Origin of the sequence: Enterococcus viikkiensis, from assembly GCF_005405345.1 — a bacterium.
Lineage (GTDB): Bacteria > Bacillota > Bacilli > Lactobacillales > Enterococcaceae > Enterococcus_A > Enterococcus_A viikkiensis.
The window spans coordinates 23,806-44,105 of sequence record NZ_BJDW01000019.1; the positions used below are offsets into that span (position 1 = coordinate 23,806).

The 20,300-nt window shown below is 40.1% G+C and carries 18 protein-coding genes and 1 other annotated feature; of the genes, 5 read left to right on the plus strand and 13 right to left on the minus strand.

Annotated features, from left to right (window positions below; all coding sequences use genetic code 11):
• Positions 1 to 22: 22 nt before the first annotated feature.
• From prdC to FFM67_RS09695, 12 genes are all read right to left on the minus strand, one after another.
• Positions 23 to 1,312: a proline reductase-associated electron transfer protein PrdC gene (gene prdC / locus FFM67_RS09640; RefSeq protein WP_174784475.1), complete on the minus strand. Its 1,290-nt coding sequence runs from the start codon at positions 1,310 to 1,312 to the stop codon at positions 23 to 25.
• 566 nt (positions 1,313 to 1,878) lie between these two features.
• The gene (locus FFM67_RS09645) at positions 1,879 to 3,240 is read right to left on the minus strand and encodes a peptide MFS transporter (protein WP_137614354.1); all 1,362 of its coding nucleotides are present in this window, start codon (positions 3,238 to 3,240) and stop codon (positions 1,879 to 1,881) included.
• A gap of 26 nt (positions 3,241 to 3,266) precedes the next feature.
• A complete protein-coding gene (gene pepI / locus FFM67_RS09650) occupies positions 3,267 to 4,148 on the minus strand; it encodes a proline iminopeptidase (RefSeq protein WP_137614355.1) in 882 nt (293 codons plus the stop codon).
• Between the two features lie 15 nt (positions 4,149 to 4,163).
• A complete protein-coding gene (locus FFM67_RS09655) occupies positions 4,164 to 5,240 on the minus strand; it encodes a M24 family metallopeptidase (RefSeq protein WP_137614356.1) in 1,077 nt (358 codons plus the stop codon).
• 524 nt (positions 5,241 to 5,764) lie between these two features.
• Positions 5,765 to 6,214, minus strand: a complete 450-nt coding sequence (locus FFM67_RS09660; RefSeq protein ID WP_137614357.1) for a threonine/serine exporter family protein — start codon at positions 6,212 to 6,214, stop codon at positions 5,765 to 5,767.
• A gap of 20 nt (positions 6,215 to 6,234) precedes the next feature.
• Entirely contained in the window at positions 6,235 to 6,993 is a 759-nt protein-coding gene (locus FFM67_RS09665) for a threonine/serine exporter family protein (RefSeq protein WP_137614358.1), read from the minus strand.
• 449 nt (positions 6,994 to 7,442) lie between these two features.
• Positions 7,443 to 8,513 (minus strand): M24 family metallopeptidase, encoded by a 1,071-nt coding sequence (locus FFM67_RS09670; protein WP_137614359.1) that lies wholly within the window; start codon positions 8,511 to 8,513, stop codon positions 7,443 to 7,445.
• A 145-nt stretch (positions 8,514 to 8,658) separates the two neighbouring features.
• On the minus strand, positions 8,659 to 10,176 hold the full coding sequence (locus tag FFM67_RS09675) for a chloride channel protein (protein ID WP_137614360.1): 1,518 nt from the start codon (positions 10,174 to 10,176) through the stop codon (positions 8,659 to 8,661).
• 54 nt (positions 10,177 to 10,230) lie between these two features.
• Entirely contained in the window at positions 10,231 to 11,289 is a 1,059-nt protein-coding gene (locus tag FFM67_RS09680; protein ID WP_137614361.1) for a replication initiator protein A, read from the minus strand.
• 651 nt (positions 11,290 to 11,940) lie between these two features.
• Entirely contained in the window at positions 11,941 to 12,480 is a 540-nt protein-coding gene (locus FFM67_RS09685) for a hypothetical protein (protein ID WP_137614362.1), read from the minus strand.
• Positions 12,481 to 12,492: 12 nt separating this feature from the next.
• Positions 12,493 to 13,341, minus strand: a complete 849-nt coding sequence (locus tag FFM67_RS09690) for a ParA family protein (protein ID WP_137614363.1) — start codon at positions 13,339 to 13,341, stop codon at positions 12,493 to 12,495.
• A 925-nt stretch (positions 13,342 to 14,266) separates the two neighbouring features.
• Entirely contained in the window at positions 14,267 to 15,334 is a 1,068-nt protein-coding gene (locus FFM67_RS09695) for an iron-containing alcohol dehydrogenase family protein (RefSeq protein ID WP_137614364.1), read from the minus strand.
• Positions 15,335 to 15,469: 135 nt separating this feature from the next.
• Positions 15,470 to 15,702 (plus strand) — a binding site (T-box leader).
• A 252-nt stretch (positions 15,703 to 15,954) separates the two neighbouring features.
• Here FFM67_RS09695 and FFM67_RS09700 point away from each other — a divergent pair.
• The 5 genes from FFM67_RS09700 (at position 15,955) to trhA (ending at position 19,815) form a co-directional block, all read left to right on the plus strand.
• The gene (locus FFM67_RS09700) at positions 15,955 to 16,779 is read left to right on the plus strand and encodes a MetQ/NlpA family ABC transporter substrate-binding protein (protein ID WP_137614365.1); all 825 of its coding nucleotides are present in this window, start codon (positions 15,955 to 15,957) and stop codon (positions 16,777 to 16,779) included.
• 21 nt (positions 16,780 to 16,800) lie between these two features.
• Entirely contained in the window at positions 16,801 to 17,814 is a 1,014-nt protein-coding gene (locus FFM67_RS09705) for a methionine ABC transporter ATP-binding protein (protein ID WP_137614366.1), read from the plus strand.
• Between the two features lie 28 nt (positions 17,815 to 17,842).
• Complete coding sequence (locus FFM67_RS09710; RefSeq protein ID WP_137614367.1) at positions 17,843 to 18,505, plus strand: methionine ABC transporter permease; 663 nt, start codon at positions 17,843 to 17,845, stop codon at positions 18,503 to 18,505.
• Between the two features lie 299 nt (positions 18,506 to 18,804).
• Positions 18,805 to 19,092, plus strand: coding sequence for a hypothetical protein (locus tag FFM67_RS09715; RefSeq protein WP_137614368.1), 288 nt, complete (start codon positions 18,805 to 18,807; stop codon positions 19,090 to 19,092).
• A gap of 87 nt (positions 19,093 to 19,179) precedes the next feature.
• Positions 19,180 to 19,815: a PAQR family membrane homeostasis protein TrhA gene (gene trhA, locus FFM67_RS09720; RefSeq protein ID WP_137614369.1), complete on the plus strand. Its 636-nt coding sequence runs from the start codon at positions 19,180 to 19,182 to the stop codon at positions 19,813 to 19,815.
• 141 nt (positions 19,816 to 19,956) lie between these two features.
• On the opposite strand, the gene FFM67_RS09725 is transcribed toward trhA, so the two are convergent.
• Complete coding sequence (locus tag FFM67_RS09725) at positions 19,957 to 20,232, minus strand: branched-chain amino acid transport system II carrier protein (protein WP_137614370.1); 276 nt, start codon at positions 20,230 to 20,232, stop codon at positions 19,957 to 19,959.
• Positions 20,233 to 20,300: the final 68 nt, after the last annotated feature.

The window sequence follows — 20,300 nt, forward strand, 5'->3', positions numbered from 1 at the left end:
AATTCCTCCTAAATTGTTTTTCTTAATTTGTAGGTAATTTACGATATAGTCTGTGCCCATCAGCCCGCAGTACATGATCTGTATGATGATAAACCGGAACTCCTAACCTAGGAGCTACACCCATGACGGTGTTTGTTCAATCGGAACAGGACCCGGTCATTACTACTTCCGCGCCTTGTTTTTTCAAGGACATAACAGTCGCAGCTTGACCTGGGCATATACCTGGTAAGGCACACCTATATCTTCCATTTACTTCTACCATTCGCTTGCAGCGTTCTGCAGCGACAACTTCAGCGCCCATATTGTTCGCGATTTCAGTCATCCGTTCAGCGGAGCCTCCGCATTCACAGATTAAAAGACCGACTTTCCGACTTTCTTGTGGGAACGGCATTGCAACGAGCACACCACCACTTGTTTTGGTAATTGGTGTCATTTCATCGCCGCTTCTTCCCGTCATTGGTCCACCAATGACGATCTCACCATGAGGTTCGACATAGCCGCCGACATTGTTGATCAGCGTCTTGACTGGTGTACCGATTGGAACATCTACAAAGACTGTTTCTTTTTGTTTCACACGTCCAGAAACAGTGACATCTTTATCAATAAAAGGCTTACGATCCTCGATTGCTTCCGCGATACGTTTGATTGTTTCAACATTATCAATGACCGCTCCGACTTCAGTTGGAAGTTGGCCAGGTTCTAAAACAATGTCCATAACTTCACGAACGATCATGCGCTCATCACCGGCTGGATAAATATCCGGCAATTGATAAACATCTAAGGTTGCATCTTCAGAAACAGCCTTCAGTAGACGTGCCACCAATAAGCGATGTTTGCCTTTGACTGCGATCACACCTTTTGGCGCTTTCGTCATTTCCATGCAGTATTTCATTCCACGGATCAGTTGATCAATGTGTTCATTCATTTGCTTGACATTATGGATTAACAACGCTTCACATTCTGCACCGTTGGCAATAAAAAGACCTTCAGGAATTTCACAGGCAAGCTTCAAAAAAGTTGGAAAGCCCGCACCACCAGCACCGACGATTCCAGCAGATTCAATTGCTTTTGCGTGTGATTCCACTTCAGGAATCGGTACATACGTTGAAAAATCTTGTTCTTCATCAATCACTAAAACAATATTTTCACCATTTACATCAACGACATTTCCAGAAAAACTCGCATGAATGTTTGCACCCAACCCATTGGGTTCAGCAATTAGTTGTCCGCGATCTACGTGGTCCCCAGCTTTGACGATTCCCTTACAAGGAGCCCCAACATGTTGTTTTAATGGTATAAGAATTTGTGTCAAATTATTTCACCTCCTAACTTTTACATTTGTTCGAACTTGAGCAAATCAGCCACCCGTAGTTCAAATAAATAATAGCACACTCGTACTCACGATAAAAGGTTGTTTCCTGATCTTTTTGATATTTTCTGAAGAACAATTTTAAGAAAAGTATATTTTTTTGCATTCTCTAATTAAAAATTAATGGAATTCTTTGCGTTTACAAAAAGCGATTACATTCGTTGCAAATTAAGCGATTTGTTGAACACTAAAAATAATTATGCGTTAAAAAAGAGCTTGCATCCAAAAATAAAAGTTGTTATTTCACATATTCTAAAGCTTTCCATTTTCGTTATTTAATTGAGAGCTATTATCAATTACACAGCTATTCTATAAACAAAATCTATCGTTAATTTAATTATTATGTTTCTTTTTCATATGTATACTTGTGCACATATCCTTTCTTTTTACTCGGTTTTACAAGGGCCAACGTTAGTCTTCTTTTTCCACTGCTTAAAAACGTTTCCTCCTTGAGTCAAACTACAAAAAAAGCTCTACCCACTGAAGGGCAGAGCTTGCGTAAATTGACATTATTCAGCTGTTTCTAATTTATCCAATGTTTTACTGCCGATCCATAAGACTAATCCTAGTGCAATAACAATTGCTCCTAACAAGCCATATCCCATTTGGAAACGAGCAGGATCACTTGTTTCCAAATAAGCGTAGATAATCGGATAAATCAATTGTGAGAAGAACACTGCGATCGTCCAGAACCCTAACAGCATCCCCATGAATTTAGCTGGTGCCAATTTCGAAATAAAGGAGTTCCCTAATGGAGAGAAGACCATTTCACCGACTGACATCAATAAGCTAACAAGAACTAACCACAAGATACTTGCATGTCCTTTACCAACCATATCACCTAATACCATCGCAAGGTAAGAAACGCCTACTAACATCATACCTAGCGCTGTTTTCTTGAACATACTCATATCACCCTTAGGACGGGCAGCTAATTTTGTCCATAAACGTCCTAAAATCGGACCTAAGATGATACAAGTCAAAGCGTTCATTGAGTCGAAATAAGACGTTGGAACTTTAAAACTACCGACTAGCCAATTAGCACGTTCCAAGAATCCCGCACCATCGCCATAACCAAAGTAGTAATATGCTGGCATGTATGCCATATACCAAACCATCCAGAATATTACAGAGAACATCGTTACTAAGAAAATCGCAAACATCCGTTTTTTATCACCTGAAGTCAATTTCGTATCTTCGTCTGCTGCTTTTTTACCGGCAGATTCGAATTTACGTTGGTCAACTTTAAATGGTTTCTTCCCTGCATCCCCCAAAGAGCGACCGTTTGCAACAAACCAAATCGCGTCAAGGATTAATAAAAGACCGCAAATCAAGAATACAAAATTAAAGCCAAATTTAGGAATTAACAATACCAAGAACGTAGTCCCGATGAATGATCCGATATTTACGAATGAATATTGAATGGAGAAGGCTTCGTTTAGCTCTTTCTCGTCATCAAAAAGCAACCCATTCACCCCTGATAGATTTCCTTTAAATAATCCTGTTCCAAGAGCCACTAGAACAGTCATCACTATTACCATGCTCATGGAATTTGCCCAAAAAGCTAAGGAATAACCGGCACCCATCATCAGCATTCCCACTGGTACACAAATCCGTGGGCTTATCCAATAATCAGCAATAATTCCGCCGAATGTCGGCGTGATGTAGGTTGCTGCTACAAAATAAGCTGAAATCATTGCGCCTTGTGCTGTCGTCATTCCTAACCCGCCAGTTGATGCGGTTGCTCGAGTAGCAATCCAAATCGCCAACATATATTTGGCAGTATAAAATGCCATCCGTTCAAATGTGAAGCCCATGGCACAGACATAAAACCCAAAAGGCTTTTTATTTTTTACTGGAGTTGTTTCCACTATCATTCCTTCTTTCTTCAACTAGTTTAATCGTTTGCTGCTAACCATTCCGTCAACAGCTTCATGTATTTTTCTCGTTCTTCAACAAATGGCATGTGTCGGCTGTAGGCAAACAGCTCCCATTTTGCTTCTGGAATCGCGTCATACATTGTTTTTGCAACGAGCGGTGTACATAAATCATTGGTTCCGCTGGTTACCAGTGTTGGGATCGTCACATCACGTAATTTTTCAGTGTAATCATAGTCCTGTAATGTCCCTTCCGGTGAATACTCATTCGGACCCCAAGCCACTACATAGCTTTCGGTTCCCGGAACTTTCTTTCGCCACAAAGGTTCTGGATCTTCTTTGGTAAAGACCGGAGCTGCATGACGAACCATGTAACGATCGTTTGCCGCAAGATAGGCCGGATCATCATAAACACCCGTTTCTTCCGCTTTCGCAATCGCCGCTTGGTCTTCTTCAGACATGAATTTGATCATTCGATGCTGTTCTTGAGCCCAAAGTTTCGCAGATGGCAATGTACTTGAAAGCACCATACTTTTCACGCCTTTAGGAGCATAATCACAAACATAGATAATCTCTAACATGCCGCCCCAAGATTGACCCAATAAATGAACTTCATCCAAACCTAAATGTTCTCTCAAAGCGATTAATTCATTGACCCATGTTTCTTTTGTCCAAAGATCTGGCTGAGATGGCACCGCGGATTTCCCGCAACCTAATTGATCATACATGATGATCTGACGGCCATCGACCGCCATTTCATCAAGTACTTCAAAATAATTGTGGGTTGATCCAGGTCCGCCATGCATGACAATCAATGGTTTCTTATTGCCAGCTTGTTCGCCGACAATCCGATAGTAAGTCTGATGCCCTAAATAGGGCATATAGCCTTCTTCGATTTTCATACGTTGCGCGGCCTCCTAACCGATTATTTCTAAATCTTTCGAATAATGATTCAAGTTTTCGCAACCGTCTTCGGTCACAATCACCAAATCTTCAATCCGCACACCGACTTCGCCTGGAATATAAATTCCTGGTTCGATTGAAAAGACATTGCCGACTTCCGCCACATTGTCGTTAGCGCCGGAAACATCACCCGTTTCATGGCAATCGATACCGATGAAATGGCCTAGACGGTGCGTAAAGTATTCGCCGTAGCCTTTTTCTGTGATGTAATCACGAGCCGCTGCATCAAGTTCAGAGAATTTTACGCCTGGTTTTACAAGGTCGATTGCACGTTGCGCAGCTTCCTTGACGACTTCATAGACTTCACGGCTTTTATCAGAGACTTCTTTATAGAAGAATGTCCGAGTCATATCTGAAGCATAGGAATTTTTGATTCCGCCGATGTCTAAAATAATCGAATCGCCGGCTTTAACTTTTGAATCATCCGTTTCATGGTGAGGATCCGCTGCATTGGCACCATAGCCGACGATTGGATCAAATGAGAAGCCAGTGTTGCCTAGCTCTTTATAAATCTCACCTAATTTGTCTGCCATTTCTGCTTCAGTCAATTCTTGTGGCAGTAATTTTTTCAAGCGATCGATAGCAATTTCGTTATCTGCTTGGGCGTCGCGCATCAATTGTTTTTCTTCTTCATCTTTGATTGCACGTACAGCGTCAGTAATTTCTGAACCATTGCCTAATTGGGCATTTGGCACAAGTTCTAACAAGTGCAATAAGAAATGCGCTGGCCAGTTTTTATCGATACCGATTTTTTTGTCCGTATCAACATACTCTAAAACTTTTTTCACAGCGTCGTCGGTATCATCAATAAATACTTTTTCCACGCCCAAATCTTCTTCGATTGGGAATAATTTGTTGACGATCAATGTGTTTTTGTTTTCAGGAGTAATTACTAATACTAACAACCGTTCACCAGGATGAATCCAGCGACCTGTTAGATAGAAAATAGTTGTTGGATCTGATACTAACAGTTGGCCATAACCTTGTTCATTCATTTTTTCAATTACTCTTTCAACGCGACTTTCTTTCAAAATCTTTCACTCCTTTAAATGGTATTCGCCCGTAGGCATTATTAAAAACAGCTCGACATTTCACTCAGCTGTCAATAATCATCGTTCGCGGAAATCTATCTGCTATGTAACAGATAAATATTCATGATAGAAAAATGTGCAGCTATTCACCTAATACTAGTTTTAAAATAACCATAAAACCATGTATATTTCAAGGATTAATTGCAAAAAAATCATTTTTCAAAATTCGTATCCGCTCCCATTATTCTACTATAATTTCCGCGAGGTTTAAACATTTCTTAAAACTTTTTTCGCGTCACGTGCTATCTGACTATTATTTTCTCAAGCATAGCAACAAATATTCCCTATCTCTATTATAATCTTTACATTATCTATTTCTCATTAATTTATTTTTTTATTAAAAAGTTGGAATCATCAATAACACCTTATTCACAAAAAAAATTCCTATTAAACCGCTAAAACAAAAAGAGAAGGCAAACTGTTGTGCAACAGTTTGCCTTCTCTTCTTGTTTACGTAGCTGAAATTAGCTGCGTTTCATTTTATGATAGGAATAAAAAAATTTGGGGGATAATTCATAGCCTGCAGTAATCCCAACTGCGATCGCGATCGCAATTTTCAACACTTGCACACCTATTTGTGCCGCTTTGAGGGAGTCCCCGATGAAAAAATTGTAAGTAAAGTTATAGATGCCCATCCCTGGGACTAAACAAAAGATCCCGCAAATTAAAAAAATTGTCACCGGTGCCTTCAAGGCAAAGGAGGCCTCGCGGGAAAGGTAGATTAAGACCAATGAAGCGATAAAAGTTGCTCCCACCGGTGCCACCCAAAAGCGCATGATCAATAGATAGATGAACCAGCCGCAAGCACCGATTGCTCCGCAATGAACATAGTAGCGACGCGGGACTTCGAATAGGACCGCAAAAGAAATCGTCCCTAAAAAACCCGCCAAAATTTGAAAGAATAAATTGATCATCGACCTTACCTTCTCCTTTTTTACAGCGTATTAAAAATTTGCAAGACGAGTCCCACACCTACCGACACACACAAAGCCGTGATCAGTGCATTGATCATCTGACCCCAGCCAGAGCTATAATCTCCATCAAATAAATAGCGAATCCCATTGACGATCGCCACACCCGGTAAAAGGGAAATGATCCCGCCAGTTATCAAGCTAGTTAATTGTAAAGCCGGAATAAAATGGACGAATAAACAAGCCAAGATACTGACAAACCCACTGCTGGTAATGGTTGAAATGATGTCTGACATATTGAATTTTGGCAGTAAATACATCGAAAAACAGGCCAACAAAACCCCTAAGAACAATGCCCCAATGGTATCCCACAAACTGCCACCAAAAATAAAGCAAAAACTAGCACTACCAAACGCGTACGCAAAAATTTTCAATGGATTTGAAGCAAAAGACTCACTTTTGATGTCTTGCAGCCACTCACGAGCATCTTCTGGACTCAGCCGTTTTTCTGTTAGCCGTCTAGATAACGTATTGATCTGTTCAATCCGCCCCAAATTGATGGGCGAAATGGGAATGTCTCGCACTCGCGCTTGCACCGTTTGATCTTTTAACCGTGCAGTCATAAAGATCCCATTAATCAAAACAAAACTGTCAAATTCTTTCAATTCCAACGCTTCGGCAATATGGCGAATCGTCGTCTCGATCCGCTTGATCTCCGCCCCATTTTTTAATAATGTCTCGCCTATATCATAAACAAAATCAAATGCTTCCTGCTCTTTCATCGGCCTCCCCCTCTCTAAATGAAAATAAATGCCCTTTTCTGACTGAACCTTATGTACATTCGGAGAAAAAGACGAATCCTGTCTATCGGTTTTTAATTCTATTAAAAATCCAACTTGCCGTTCCTTAATACTACGAAAATATTTTTCATACGCCTATTATTGCGCGAAACAATTCCAACTAGCGATTTACTCAATTCATAGATAGATCCCAGCCATAAACGGCAACAAGCGCAACTGACAGCTATCACAATTAAAGAAATCATTTTTTGAAAAACACAAAAATTGTACTATGTCTCGTCACGCAGACAATCAGACTAAATCGTTCTTACACTATTCTGATTAATCCCCTAAAATCGTCTACAACTTCTTTATTCTGCGAAAAGTCCAGTTCGCAAAAACGACGACAGCTTTTTTTGCTGTCGTCGTCAATAGTATAGCGTATCTACTACTTATAATTCAATCAAATCATGAGAAATACTGATCATATTTTCATAGCCTTCATCAGTGATCAAAACTTGGTCCTCAATTCGTACACCGCCCCAATCCGGAATGTAAATACCAGGTTCGATGGTCATCACCATGCCAGTCTCTAACACATCCTCGTATTGTTCATCGATATAGGGTAATTCATGAACAAATAAGCCGATGCTGTGGCCGATATTGCGGTACGTATATTGCGGGTATTCCGTGCCTTCCAGCGGTTTCAACGAAGCTTGATAAATATCTTTTACCGCAGCACCATTTTTCATTACAGCCATTGAAGCTTCTAAACTTTGTTTTTCAAATTCGTATACTTCCCGCTGTTTCTCTGACGCCTTGCCGACAACGACCGTCCGTGTCATATCAGACATGTACCCTTCATACTGACAACCGAAATCCATCAACACAAAATCGCCATATTCAATGGCCTTTTTCGAAGGAATTCCATGTAATAGCGAGGTATTGGCGCCAGAAATCAAAATATTACCGTAGGGTTGTGTATCCGCACCTTCTTGGACCATGTACATTGAAAGCTTCGCGGCTAAATCTTTTTCGGTCATTCCCACTCGAATCTCAGGCAGCAGACGGTTTAATGCACGACAAGAAATTTCACAAGCATTGCGCATGTATTGGATTTCCTGTGGAGATTTAATCGCCCGCATACGATCAATCACACCACCCGCTTGGACAAATTCGGCCTTCGTTTTCGTCGTAAAGTCAGAATACATATCGTAAGTTAAATAATCCGCTTCAAAAGCGATTGTTTTTATATTTTTTTCAGCAACCAAGCGCGCCACCGTGTCCCCAACGGTTTTCCCCGGCAACCGCCAGTTGATGATTTCATAATCGGGAACTTCGATATCGGCTTGTTCCGTATAACGTGGGTCTGTTAAAAAATATTGACCCTCTTGTGTGAGCAAAATAAATGAGTCGTCTCCAGTCCAACCGCTCGTAAAACGAACATTCACTCTTTTAGCAATAAAAAAAGCATCCAGTTTTTCTTTTTCCAAATACCCACGAATCTTTTCTTCGTTTAACATTGTCACACGTTCCTTTCTATTTTGAAGTTCTAGCCTTCTACTAACAAGAGTAGCAGTCGGCAGAACTTTGGTCAACGCTGTAAAAAAAAAATCCCACCTTGCAAAAAAATAGAAGCAGCGATCAATTGATCGCTGCTTCTATTTTTTATTTTCGACGATGACGGTTCATTCGAGTCCGTGGCTGCTCAGCTGCAGACGGATTTGAAGACGTCTTGATCTTTCTTTCTGTCGTTCGTAGGCCTTTTATTTCGCGAGTCAAAAGTTCTTTTTTCGGTGCTTCCACTCTTGGCTGAGTATCAAGTTTAGCGGCTTTTTTACGCTCCGCAGCCCTTCTCAACTCCGCTACTTCAGTGGCAGACGATTTTTCCTCCGTTTGAACATTCGTTTTTATTGGACGCTTCGGCAATTCAGGAAATTTGAAGGACTTGATTGTTTGTTCCTCTTGGAAAAACGGGACCCGTTGTAAAAATAAATTTCCTAAGTAGCCTGCCAACCAAATCCATAAGAATAATTCCACTGGAAACAGCAATAAAAACAGACACGCCGTAGCAAACGGTTTTTTCATGATAACTGCACAGGCACTCGCTGTAAATACAGCAACCAAAAGGCCTGGAGAATAAGGCAAGAGGTTCGCAAAGGCTAAACCTACGGCAATACTGGAAAAAATCATTGGAAAGATGGTTCCACCCCGCCAATTACAGGCTAAGCAAAGCATCGTAATCCCAACTTTTCCAAAACCAATCACTAATAGCCAAAAGAAATTCATCGTTTCTGCTTGGCGAGTAAAGGACAATAAATTATGTTCCCCGGAAAAAAGGAAATACGGTGAAATAATGCCTAGTACACCTAAAATAATCCCCGCAGCAATCGCTAACGGCAACGGATTCGCAATCCGTTGGTTCAATTTATCACTTTGTTCCTGTAAAACTAAAAAGAATTTTCCAAAAAGCGCCCCTAGCAAAATGAGTGGGATCACTAGTAATAATCCCTGCCAAGTAAAACTGCTCTCCATTCTGCGAATTGCAAAGACTTGCTCTTGATTTGGAAAAATATTGTAAACTAACAAATAGCCAATAAAGCCCGTAAACGTCGCGAAGATATACAAGACATATTTCTTGATCTTGCTTTCCGTCACTATCTGCCAATCATCCCCTTCAAGGGAACGACCAACTCCAAACAGTGGTGTCATAAAAATGACTCCTAGAGACGTCCCAACGCCAAACTCTACCAAGTCTGCCCGCTGCGCCTCCCCAATCTTGCGGCGATCCGCCACATAGGTAACTAAGCCGCCAATAATCGCGACTAACGCCGCCTCCGGCCCTAAACTGGCTCCAAAAAGCAAGACGATCAAGGCCCCCAGTAAGTTCTTGACCAGCTTCCCATCATGATAATCGATCCGTTGCGTTTTTTGATACTCTTTCATTGATTCCTGCAAGGTTCGGGGATAACGACCAAATATTTTTACAAAGAATCCAATCGCTACGCCTCCGATCGTGCAGACAATCAAAGGATAAATCCGCGGATTGCCAACAGCTTGCGGCAATAACTGCCATAAAAGCTGATGGCCTAATTCCGACAATCCCATAAACAAGGCTACAATCGCTCCGACAGCAAAGCCTAAAGCACCACTGTAGCCAAAAAACGTTAGTTTAAACTTATTCATAAAATTAACCTTTCTCTGTTAGACTCCGCTACATTATAACAAAGGTTTTGCTTCTTAGGAGGCCTTTTTAGCGACTTTTTGCGTTTTTTTCTGTTGAATCAGCATTTGTACGCCTGAAAGGGTTTGCTTTAGCTCTGGTGTTAGCTGGTAATGGTCTACTAAATACTGTCTCGTTTTTTCCGTGAAGAATCCTCTCATAAAGGCAAAGAAGAAAGCTTCAGGATTTTTGACGGTTTTGTAACGATACATTTGTTCAATCGCTTTGGCTATCGCATCCGCTAGCTCTCCACGGAAGTAGTCATTATGCTCAAACGTTAACACATCGGACTCCGCCGGTAACCCGGCTTGAATAAATTGTTTCGTGCTTGCGAATTTGGCTTTAAAAATGGTGTCAACAAACCAGCGTGCTTTTTGATACTTGCCTTCACAAAAAGGCAGGAACCGTTGAAACGCTTGTTCCGGAATTAAATGAGCATAACGAGCACTTAGGGCCTGGATCAACGTTTGATCTTGAGAAAGGGTCGATGTCGAGGCTGGGACCGTTACATTTGTTGCATTTGTTATTGGTTTTACTAGGTGTTTTTGTGTACTTGTAAGCAAATTTTGCTTGTTCGTAGCCGCAGATTCTGCTTCTCTATCCACAGTGGATAACTTTTCGCTCTCGTCCGCTTTATTTTCCACAGGAACTAAAGATTTAGTGGTTGTATAGTTTTTAAAGGCCAGTTTCGGCAAAATGCCCTTTTCAGGTGCCAAAGGATTCGCCACATAAATTCGATAGTTCTTCAAGCCATGACGAAGAACTTGAATCAACCCAGCGTTCGTCAAGTTAGTTTTCAAATTGGTGATTTTTCTTTGTGATACGCGTAGCAATTCAGCTGCCTCTTCGTTAGAAAAATAAATGTACGGCAGTCCAGCTTCATCCAGCCAATTCCCTTCTTTTTGAGAATTGTAAATACTGCAAGTCATACGCATGGTATATAACGCATGCAGCATCATTGCTTCAATAGAAAGTTGTTCATAGCGGGGATTATTGATTAAATTCAAATCAATTGGGATATAATTTCCGTTGGGTAAGTTCGTTGCGGTCATGATGTTTGGTAAATTTGTGGACATGACAAAAACCTCCTTATTTAGTCTTTCATATTTATTAACGAAAGTTTTTAAAGGAATGCTTACTGTCACATTAACTAATTGAGAAAATGTCCCAAATATGGTACACTTAATAAAGGTTAGGCAAACACCAATTTTTCTAACCCTTTAAAGATTTATTTGTATGTGACATGCTAATTCGCCAAAATTAGCTCAAACCTTTGAGTTTAAAGATCGCCAAATCTTTAAACTCTTTTTTTCGCTTTTTTTTCTACATGTCTAGAATAATAGATTGAAACCCTATTGTAAAGCGATTCCTGAGCATCTTTTTTTAGAGTAAACTTTTTATTTGTTTGCAAAAGCAATTGTGGTTTACCGAAATATTGAAATAAAAACGAATAAGGTTTACTTTATTAAAGGATACAAAATCTGTTTTGGTAAACTCCAACTTAACGAAACATTCGTCCTCTTCTATCGAAGCTGTGGATAAAGAGTATGCTCGATAAGGCCTCTATTAGTTATCCACAGAAGAGAAATTGGACTCGCTTTCCTGCAAAAGTAAACTTTTTAAAGAAAATTAAGGTTAATAAAGGTAAACTGAAATATAAGATAACATAAAAAAAAGTAAACCCCAATGTAGGATATAATCGACATTGAGGTTTACTTTTTTTAGTTCTAATTCTCATCATTTTCTAATTCTTTGAATAGTTTTTGGTATTTCGGTTTGCCTTTATACTCCTCCATAGAGGCTTCTTCTAGCTGATTTAGGAAGTTTCGGTCGTCTCTCGACAAGCCCTTTTCTAAATAATAATCGTAAAGATAATCAATCATCTTATCAGGAGTATAGCCGTCAAACTTAGCATTGATCAAATTTTGCATACGAATTTTAGTTCGCGCTGAGATTTTTTGCATTTCTAACGCTTTTAAACGAGGATCGTAGTATTGGCGCTTTCTACCCCTCTTCCCTGCTTCATTTTCGGAAGAGGAAGCGGAATTTTCTTGCGAAGGATGACGTTCACTGAAGTGCCGCGTTTCCTCATGGGCAGCAGCGCGTCGAAAGTCAGTTTCCTGACTCAAGGTTCGGTTTGCTAACAAATCCTGAGAGGTTGGCTTCTTCTCCTCTTTGTCTTGATTGGAATATTCGGACATTTTTTCAATGCCCTTATTCTTCTTGTTCGCCGTTAAAAGCGAATCTAGTTTCATTTTTTTCGCCATTTAACGTCTCCCCTACTCTTCTCCGCTTAATATCAGACGATGTTCGTCAATTTCATCTAAAATATTGACGAAAACTTCATGTGCACGCTTATCCCACTGTTCCACTTTGCCATTTTTGTTGATTTCATAAGTAATTCCAGAGCCATCATAGCGTTTCAATCGGCTTTGACTTAAGACAACGGTGTCTAAAAGGTGTGCCCCATAGATGTCCTTTGCTGCGGTATAAATCTCTTGGTCTACCGAATCACGTTTTTGCATCATAAAAGGAACGATGCCGACGACTTCTAGGTCGGTTTCGTATTGTTCAATGAAGAAATTCATGTAATCAATGTAGTTCTGTGCGCCTTTTAGTGATTTCACCTGCGTTTGTAGAATCACAATAACATATTCTGCTACGTACATGGCCGCATTTGAATACGTGCTGATCGTCGGCGGAACGTCGATATAGATGACATCATAGATACTCTTTAAGGGTTCAATCAACGCTTCTATATATTTAAATTGCATTAATTTATCGCCAGGATATTTTTCAATCATATAATCTGGAAAATCTGAAAATGAAATATTTGCAGGAATCAGATCCAAATTAGGAATGATTTGATAAATCGAAGACTGAATGTCTCCTGAGCGGACTGCTTCCCAAATAGTCGCGTCAAATTCCTCTGGCAAGGTGTCATTTCCAAAATTTTCTGCGGTTAGAGATAATACATCACTTGTATTTCCTTGCGGGTCCAAATCGATGACTAAGGTTTTGCGCTTCTTGCGAAAGGCACTCTCAAAAGAAAGCATTTGAACCGTTGTTGATTTACCAACACCGCCCTTAAAATTTCCTACTACATACGTTTCAGCTCTTTTTGGCATAAAGATTCTCCAATCATTAGTTCTCGTTTAAAGTTTACTATAAAACGGTTGAAAGAGCAATAAAGTTTACTACAATTGTTTTAATAAGGTAAACCACAATGACAAACTAAATTGAAGTACGCCTCAAAAATTGTATAATAAAAGTTTACTCTAATTTTATAGTATAAGTAAACTTCAAATTGACTGATCAAAGACACTTTTTTAAAAAGTTTACCGCAAATATTATTAAAAGAGTAAGACTTTAATTAATAAAGTGTACTCTTAGATGAAATAAAGTAGACTCTATTATATGATAAAGTTTACTTGAATTTCATTTAGGTAAACTATATAAATGTTTAAATGCTTTTATTACAGTATTATATCATATAAAAAGTAAACTTTTAAATTAATCAAGTAAACCTAATTAAATTAAAAGGTCAACTCTTAAAAACATAAAAGTAAACTTATGTAATTGAAGTTTACTCAATTAAGTAGGGTTTAAAGTAAACATTTAAATGAGCATAATGAATAATAGATCTATAAGGTAAACCCTATAATTATTTAAAAAGTAAACTCTTTAAATTTGAGGTAAACGGTATTACAATCGTTTAGAGTAAACTTTTTATAAAATAGAAATAAAGTAAACTACAAAAAACAAAAAGAAGTAAACTCTATTTAATAAAGGTTTACTTCTTTTTGCGTTCTTTAAGGTTAGCCGGATCTAAGGGGGAATTCTTGGAATTAAAGTGTACTTTTTAAATGTTAGAATAGAAAATTTTGATCATATAAAAAGTAAACTGTAAAAAACATATTAAAGTATACCGTATTAGGGAGAAGCGTGCTAGAATTCAAGCACTATCTAGCAGTTATTATGACTATTGAAAGGAGGTTTACTTGAATAAAAGAAAAATCCAATGAGGTATACCTCATTGGATTAAAGTAAACTTTATAAAGATTCGACTGTTTGAATTGCTTGGTAGATTTTTTTAGATGTAATTGTGGGATCGACCATATTAAAGGTTTCATTCAAAGATGCAGCATGGTTGACAACGGGTGTCAGGGCTTCTTCTGATCGATCAAAAACGTTTAATTCTGCTAGCTTTAAAGGGAGGCCGGTCGCTTGATAAAAGGGTTTTAGATTTTCGATTTCTGCTAAATTATTCGTATGAGCTAATTGGACTAAGATACCATAGGCAACTTTTTTACCGTGGAGCTGTTCGTGCGTGTTTTCAAGATAGGATAGGCCGTCATGAATGGCGTGAGCTCCGGCTGAACGGCCAAAACCAGCTGCAAAGCCGCCGGTTTCACCAGCTAAACCAATGATTGCATCGGTCACACGACTAAAGGCAGGGGTGGCTTGACGATTTTCCAGGTCCTGAATGGCGGGGATTGCATCGGTAAGCAAAAGCGCTTGAATGGCCTTTGCACTAGCAATTCCTAGCCGAACGTAGGCGGACTTCTCATCTTCTGTTAAATTTCTCGTGATGCCCTCGATTTCGTACCATTTTGCTAGCGTATCGCCAATACCGGCCACAAAATATTCTTTTGGAGTGGCTAGTAGAAAGTTCCAGTCCACTAATGTCAAAAACGGCGCGCGTTTCATGTAGCCGATGGCTTTAAAGGTTTGATTTGGGTGGTAAACGGCAACGATTGGTGTGAAAGGTGCGCAGTTGGAAATCAATGTTGGAATCACTATCAGCTCAGCGTTCAGCTCTTCGGCAACCATTTTTGCGGTATCAATCACGCGTCCAGCACCGATCGCCAGAATCAAGTCCGACTGTTGAATTTTTTCCGCGATTTCTACGGCGTTTTCATGACTCGAACTGCCGTCATAGGAATACGTTGGATAAGGGAGCTCTTTATGGTAAAACCTTCTAAAGGCCTCTGAAGATTTTTCTCCAGTAACGATGGCGATCTCTTTAAAATCGGATAAATAGCTAGGTAAGCTTTGTAAAATGTTGCTTCCACTGACGTAGCGATTCGCGCCAGGTCGGACTTCGGTAGTGATATCCATAATGATCAGCTCCTAAAATTAAATTTCAACTAGTTTATGCTTAAAATAAATGAAAGTCAACTGTGTTTTTGCTGATAAAAAATATTGACAGTTTTCATTTTGAGATGTAAGATACGTTTTATCAATTTGCAAAACAAAAACGTGATGAAGAGAAAAGTATAAATGACAAAGCATCAAAGAGAATCCGGGTAGGTGAGAGCGGATATGTGGAAGAATTTAGAAAATGGTCTCTGAATGGCAGCGTCGATAAGTAGACGGTGACGGGGTAGCGCTCGTTAACAACGCTCAAGTATACTAGTACTTGTTAAGGTGATAGTCGCGAGACTATTGCAAATGAAGGTGGTAACGCGAGCAAGCTCGTCCTTTTCCAGCACAAAATGTGCGGAAAAGGACGAGCTTTTTTTGTTTTTACTATTCACAAAAGTTGAAATGAAATTTTGTTTTCAATTATTGAGTAGTCTTGCGGCTTAGCGTAATCGTAGCTCGATGAAGGTAGGTCTAAATTTTTTTTAGAAGTTATGTTCCTAGGCTGAGCTCAATCGTGTGACCTTCTGCATACTACATACGTTAGTGAGTTGTTAGCAAATTGAGATTCAAATGAAAAAATGGAGGAATGACGAATGAAGAAATTGAGTAAAGGGATTGTATTGAGTGTGGCGTTGTTTGCGGTGAGTGGCTTATTGGCAGGTTGTGGCAGTAAAGGAGAGGCCAAACAGTTAGATCAGAAGAAAGTGACGATCGGAGTGACTTCGGGTCCCCATCAGGAAATCATGGAAGAAGTTGCCAAGCAAGCAAAAAAGGATGGAATAGAGTTAACCGTAAAAAGTTTTGATGATTATAATACACCTAACACCGCGTTAAATGACGGTGATTTAGATGGTAATAGCTACCAAACACTCTCTTTCTTAAAGCAACAAGTGAAGGATAAAGACTATCAAATCAGTTCTGCTTTTAAAACAGTAGCTTTCCCATTAGGGGTTTACTCTAAAAAGATTTCTGATTTAAGTAAACTTCAATTAGGAGACAAAGTGGGTGTACCCAATGACCCAACCAATGAGTTTCGAGCGTTGAAGCTTTTGGAAAAAGCCGGTGTGTTGAAATTGAAAGCTGGCGTAAATGTGAAAGCGACCAAAAATGATATTGCTGAGAATCCTAAAAAAATTGAAATTGTTGAATTGGAGGCTTCTCAAATTCCTTCACAACTAGGGGAATTAGCAGCCGCTACGATCAATACAAACTTTGCTTTTGGGGCGGGGCTGACAATCAATGACGACGCGATCTATCATGAACCATTAGAGAATAATCCAAACTACAATGTGTTTGCGGTACGGACGAAGAATAAGGACGACAAAGTTATTAAAGAAATTGAAAAGTATTATCATTCGGCTGAAACAAAGAAATTTATTGAGAAAAAATTCAAAGGTTCGGTCGTTCCGGCATTTTAGTGAAAAAGAAGGAGGATCCACATGATCGAGCTTAGAAATGTCTCCAAAGTTTATCAGCAGAAAAAACGCCAGATCGAGGCGGTCAAGGAGGTTAGTCTAAAAATTGAAGCGGGAGAGATCTTCGGCGTAGTAGGTTATTCTGGGGCGGGAAAATCCACCTTGATCCGGATGATTAATTTTTTAGAGCCGCCAACGAGTGGAGATATTTTGATTAATGATCAGAATTTGCGGGAACTTAACAAAAAGGAATTATTGTTAACTAGAAGGAAGATCGGGATGATTTTCCAAGGTTATAATTTATTATCAACGGCGACGGTCTATGAAAATATTGCGAAGCCATTGAAGCTTGAAGGCGTGGCCAAAGACGTGATTGCTGAGAGAGTGGCGAAGTATTTGGCCCTCGTGGGATTAACAGACCGTAAGGATAATTATCCCGCTCAGCTATCGGGTGGGCAAAGACAGCGGGTGGCTATCGCGCGGGCGTTGGCTCACGAGCCTGAGATCTTACTGTCTGATGAGGCGACGAGTGCTCTTGATCCGGAAACGACGGAATCGATTTTACGTTTGCTGATGAAAATTAATCAAGAGTTAGGGATTACGATTTTTTTGATCACTCATGAGATCGAGGTGGTTCAGAAAATTTGTGATCGAGTAGCAGTGATGGAAGAAGGGCGCATCGTGGAAACCGGACCTGTGATCGATCTGTTTACCCGACCTAAAGAAGAAACCACCAAGCGATTCATTGGGGCAAATGACAGCTACGGTGTCCCAGAAGATGTTTTAACGGCGTATAAGGGCACTGGTCGATTGGTTCAACTGCAATTTATCGGTGATGATGCGACGGAACCAGTCTTATCGCGGGTCGCTAAGGATTTTGCGTTGTCACCGAATATTTTAAGCGGTACGATCGGTTATTTGAAAGAGAAACGTCACGGACAATTATTAGTCCAGTTTTCTGGCGGTGAAGAAGCGGATTTTCTGGCCGCAAAAGACTATATCAAGAGTCAGGGAGTCTTGATTAAAGAGGTCTACTGATGAAAGAAAGAGAAAGTGAGGGTGTCCAATGAGTGAATTTTGGAGCCAGTGGGGTTCGGTTGTAGTGGAAGGGCTGGGGCAGACACTAGTGATGGTCTGTGTCGCGCTAGGTTTGTCAATCGTGATTGGGATTCCTTTAGGAGTGTTGTTAGTGATCGCGCGCCCTGGCGGCTTGAACAGTAATTTAGCGCTGTATTCGGTACTGAACAGTGTCATTAATGTTTTGCGATCCTTGCCATTTATTATTTTATTGTTTTTGATTTTACCCTTGACGAAGTTGATTGTAGGAACCACGATCGGGGTGCAAGGGGTGTTGCTGCCTCTGATTATTTATACGGCGCCGTATCTCGCTCGGTTGGTGGAGACATCGTTACTGGAAGTTGACGGTGGCGTGATCGAAGCGTATCAAGCAATGGGAATCAGTCAGTTTCATATTATCCGCAGTGTGTTGCTAAGAGAGGCGCGAGGCGGGATCATTCGCGGTTTGACGATTGCAATGATCGGTCTGATTGGTGCCACGGCGATGGCAGGACTGGTGGGGGCTGGCGGCCTCGGCAGCATCGCCTATCAATATGGTTTTTTGCGAAATGAACCCGCGGTGATGTACACGACGATTCTTTTACTGATCGTTTTAGTCCAAATCGTTCAGTCACTAGGCAATCAACTGGCTAAAAGCTTAGATCGGAGCTAGTAGAAAAAAGTCACAACGAAGGGTATTTTTCACTATTTTAAAAAAGGGTTTCTCTTACTTTTGATTTGGCGGCTTACTGATAGGAAACTAAAGAATCATAGCCCGAACCAAAGGGGAAGACAGCCGGTGAAAAAGTTTGGGTTGCGAATCGTTTGCTTCATTTTGATTGTTGAGTAATTGGTAGAAATAAAAACTGGGAGTCTTAGCCTAAATCGTTGGGCTAGGATTCCTTTTTTTGACTTTTTTTTCTTTGAGGTGGGTATAATAGAAAGAGAATTTTAGATGCAGGAGGGGAAACTGTGAAAGCAAAGGATTTATTGACGGCGATTCAAGTAGATGCTGCGGGTGAGCTGAAAAAGTTATCGACTTATGCCTATGTTTTCGTCCGTAAGGGAGAAAAGGAAACCAACCAACTAGTGATCCAAGTCGAAACGGATAGGATCGTTTTGAAGCAACAAGCTAACACGCGTTTGACCTTGAATCAATTCATTAAGGTCTTGAATGAGTCAAAAGAGGCGGATATTTACCTTAACGAGGAATTGATCTTTGGCTATCGTTTGGTTGAAGAGGGGATTCTTTTAGGATAATTTAACAAATAGTTTTTAAAACTAGATTGAATTATCTTGTTAACCGTGATATATTATCTTTAATAAATGAGTACGAGGTGACAGGTAATGGAAATGAAATTTAGCCGAAAGTATCAGATCACAAATGAAGTGTTGAATGCGGTGACCCATGGAGTGGGTGTGGTGTTGAGTATTGTTGGGTTTGTTTTTCTGTTAAGAAAGGCCGAGACAGGGCTGGATTATGTTTCCTTCACGATTTATGGGATCTCGCTGTTGCTGCTGTTTTTAGCATCAACCTTGTACCACAGTTTGATCTTTACGAAGGCGAAAAAAGTATTTCAAGTCTTCGATCATTGTTCGATCTACTTATTGATCGCAGGAACTTATACGCCGTATTGTCTGTTGTATATTAAAGGGACAATCGGGATCGTGCTATTAAGTATCATTTGGCTGGCGGCGATCGTGGGGATCGTCTACAAGAGTTTGACTCTGAGCAAAGTAAAATCGGTCTCGAAGCTTTCAACGATTCTCTATAATGTGATGGGCTGGGGGGTCGTGATCGCCTTACCTAGTTTGTATCAAAATGTTGGCCTAAAGGGCTTGTTGCTACTAGTTGGCGGTGGTGTGGCCTATACGGTGGGTTCAGTCTTTTATAGTATGAAAAACAAACGCTTCATGCATGTGGTTTGGCATTTATTTGTAATGCTAGGGGCCTTGCTAATGTTCTTTTCGATTTATTCGTAAGGGAAAAGCCCTCAAAAAAATAAGGACTATGACAACTTGTCATAGTCCTTATTTTTAACTCTTAAAGAAAGTATAGAATTTTCATATAAATAAATCGCTTTACAGCAGGTATATCTATGTCCGGCTTCACAAAAGCCCTTCTTATTTTGAATCCAATACTACTCGTGGGACAGCTTTTACGTAGATCACTCCGCAAGTAAAGCCGATCAGAGTTGGCAACACCCACCCTAGGCCTAAAGCGGCAAAGGGAACATAGCTATGATAGAGCTGCAGCAGACTGGCAACGACTGGTTGAGAAGCGACAACTTTGGGTGCGTTGGCAAGCATGTCTAAAACGGCTGGGACAACAGTAAAGCCCATGGTTATTTGATAAACGAACGATTCTTTATTGAAATAATGATGAGTTAAAGCCTGCATTCCCGAATTGTGTAACGATAATCACTCGAAAAACCGCTGTAACGCTTGATATATAGCGGTTTTTTTGT

What these genes read in the sequence shown, in the direction of transcription:
- pepI (WP_137614355.1), bottom strand. Translation starts at nt 4,148, where the DNA reads ATGAAAATCGAAGAAGGCTATATGCCCTATTTAGGGCATCAGACTTAC.
- FFM67_RS09695 (WP_137614364.1), bottom strand. Translation starts at nt 15,334, where the DNA reads ATGGATATCACTACCGAAGTCCGACCTGGCGCGAATCGCTACGTCAGT.
- FFM67_RS09700 (WP_137614365.1), top strand. Translation starts at nt 15,955, where the DNA reads ATGAAGAAATTGAGTAAAGGGATTGTATTGAGTGTGGCGTTGTTTGCG.
- FFM67_RS09670 (WP_137614359.1), bottom strand. Translation starts at nt 8,513, where the DNA reads ATGTTAAACGAAGAAAAGATTCGTGGGTATTTGGAAAAAGAAAAACTG.
- FFM67_RS09660 (WP_137614357.1), bottom strand. Translation starts at nt 6,214, where the DNA reads ATGATCAATTTATTCTTTCAAATTTTGGCGGGTTTTTTAGGGACGATT.
- FFM67_RS09685 (WP_137614362.1), bottom strand. Translation starts at nt 12,480, where the DNA reads ATGGCGAAAAAAATGAAACTAGATTCGCTTTTAACGGCGAACAAGAAG.
- FFM67_RS09710 (WP_137614367.1), top strand. Translation starts at nt 17,843, where the DNA reads ATGAGTGAATTTTGGAGCCAGTGGGGTTCGGTTGTAGTGGAAGGGCTG.
- FFM67_RS09705 (WP_137614366.1), top strand. Translation starts at nt 16,801, where the DNA reads ATGATCGAGCTTAGAAATGTCTCCAAAGTTTATCAGCAGAAAAAACGC.
- FFM67_RS09725 (WP_137614370.1), bottom strand. Translation starts at nt 20,232, where the DNA reads ATGCAGGCTTTAACTCATCATTATTTCAATAAAGAATCGTTCGTTTAT.
- FFM67_RS09665 (WP_137614358.1), bottom strand. Translation starts at nt 6,993, where the DNA reads ATGAAAGAGCAGGAAGCATTTGATTTTGTTTATGATATAGGCGAGACA.
- FFM67_RS09675 (WP_137614360.1), bottom strand. Translation starts at nt 10,176, where the DNA reads ATGAATAAGTTTAAACTAACGTTTTTTGGCTACAGTGGTGCTTTAGGC.
- trhA (WP_137614369.1), top strand. Translation starts at nt 19,180, where the DNA reads ATGGAAATGAAATTTAGCCGAAAGTATCAGATCACAAATGAAGTGTTG.
- FFM67_RS09680 (WP_137614361.1), bottom strand. Translation starts at nt 11,289, where the DNA reads ATGTCCACAAATTTACCAAACATCATGACCGCAACGAACTTACCCAAC.
- FFM67_RS09690 (WP_137614363.1), bottom strand. Translation starts at nt 13,341, where the DNA reads ATGCCAAAAAGAGCTGAAACGTATGTAGTAGGAAATTTTAAGGGCGGT.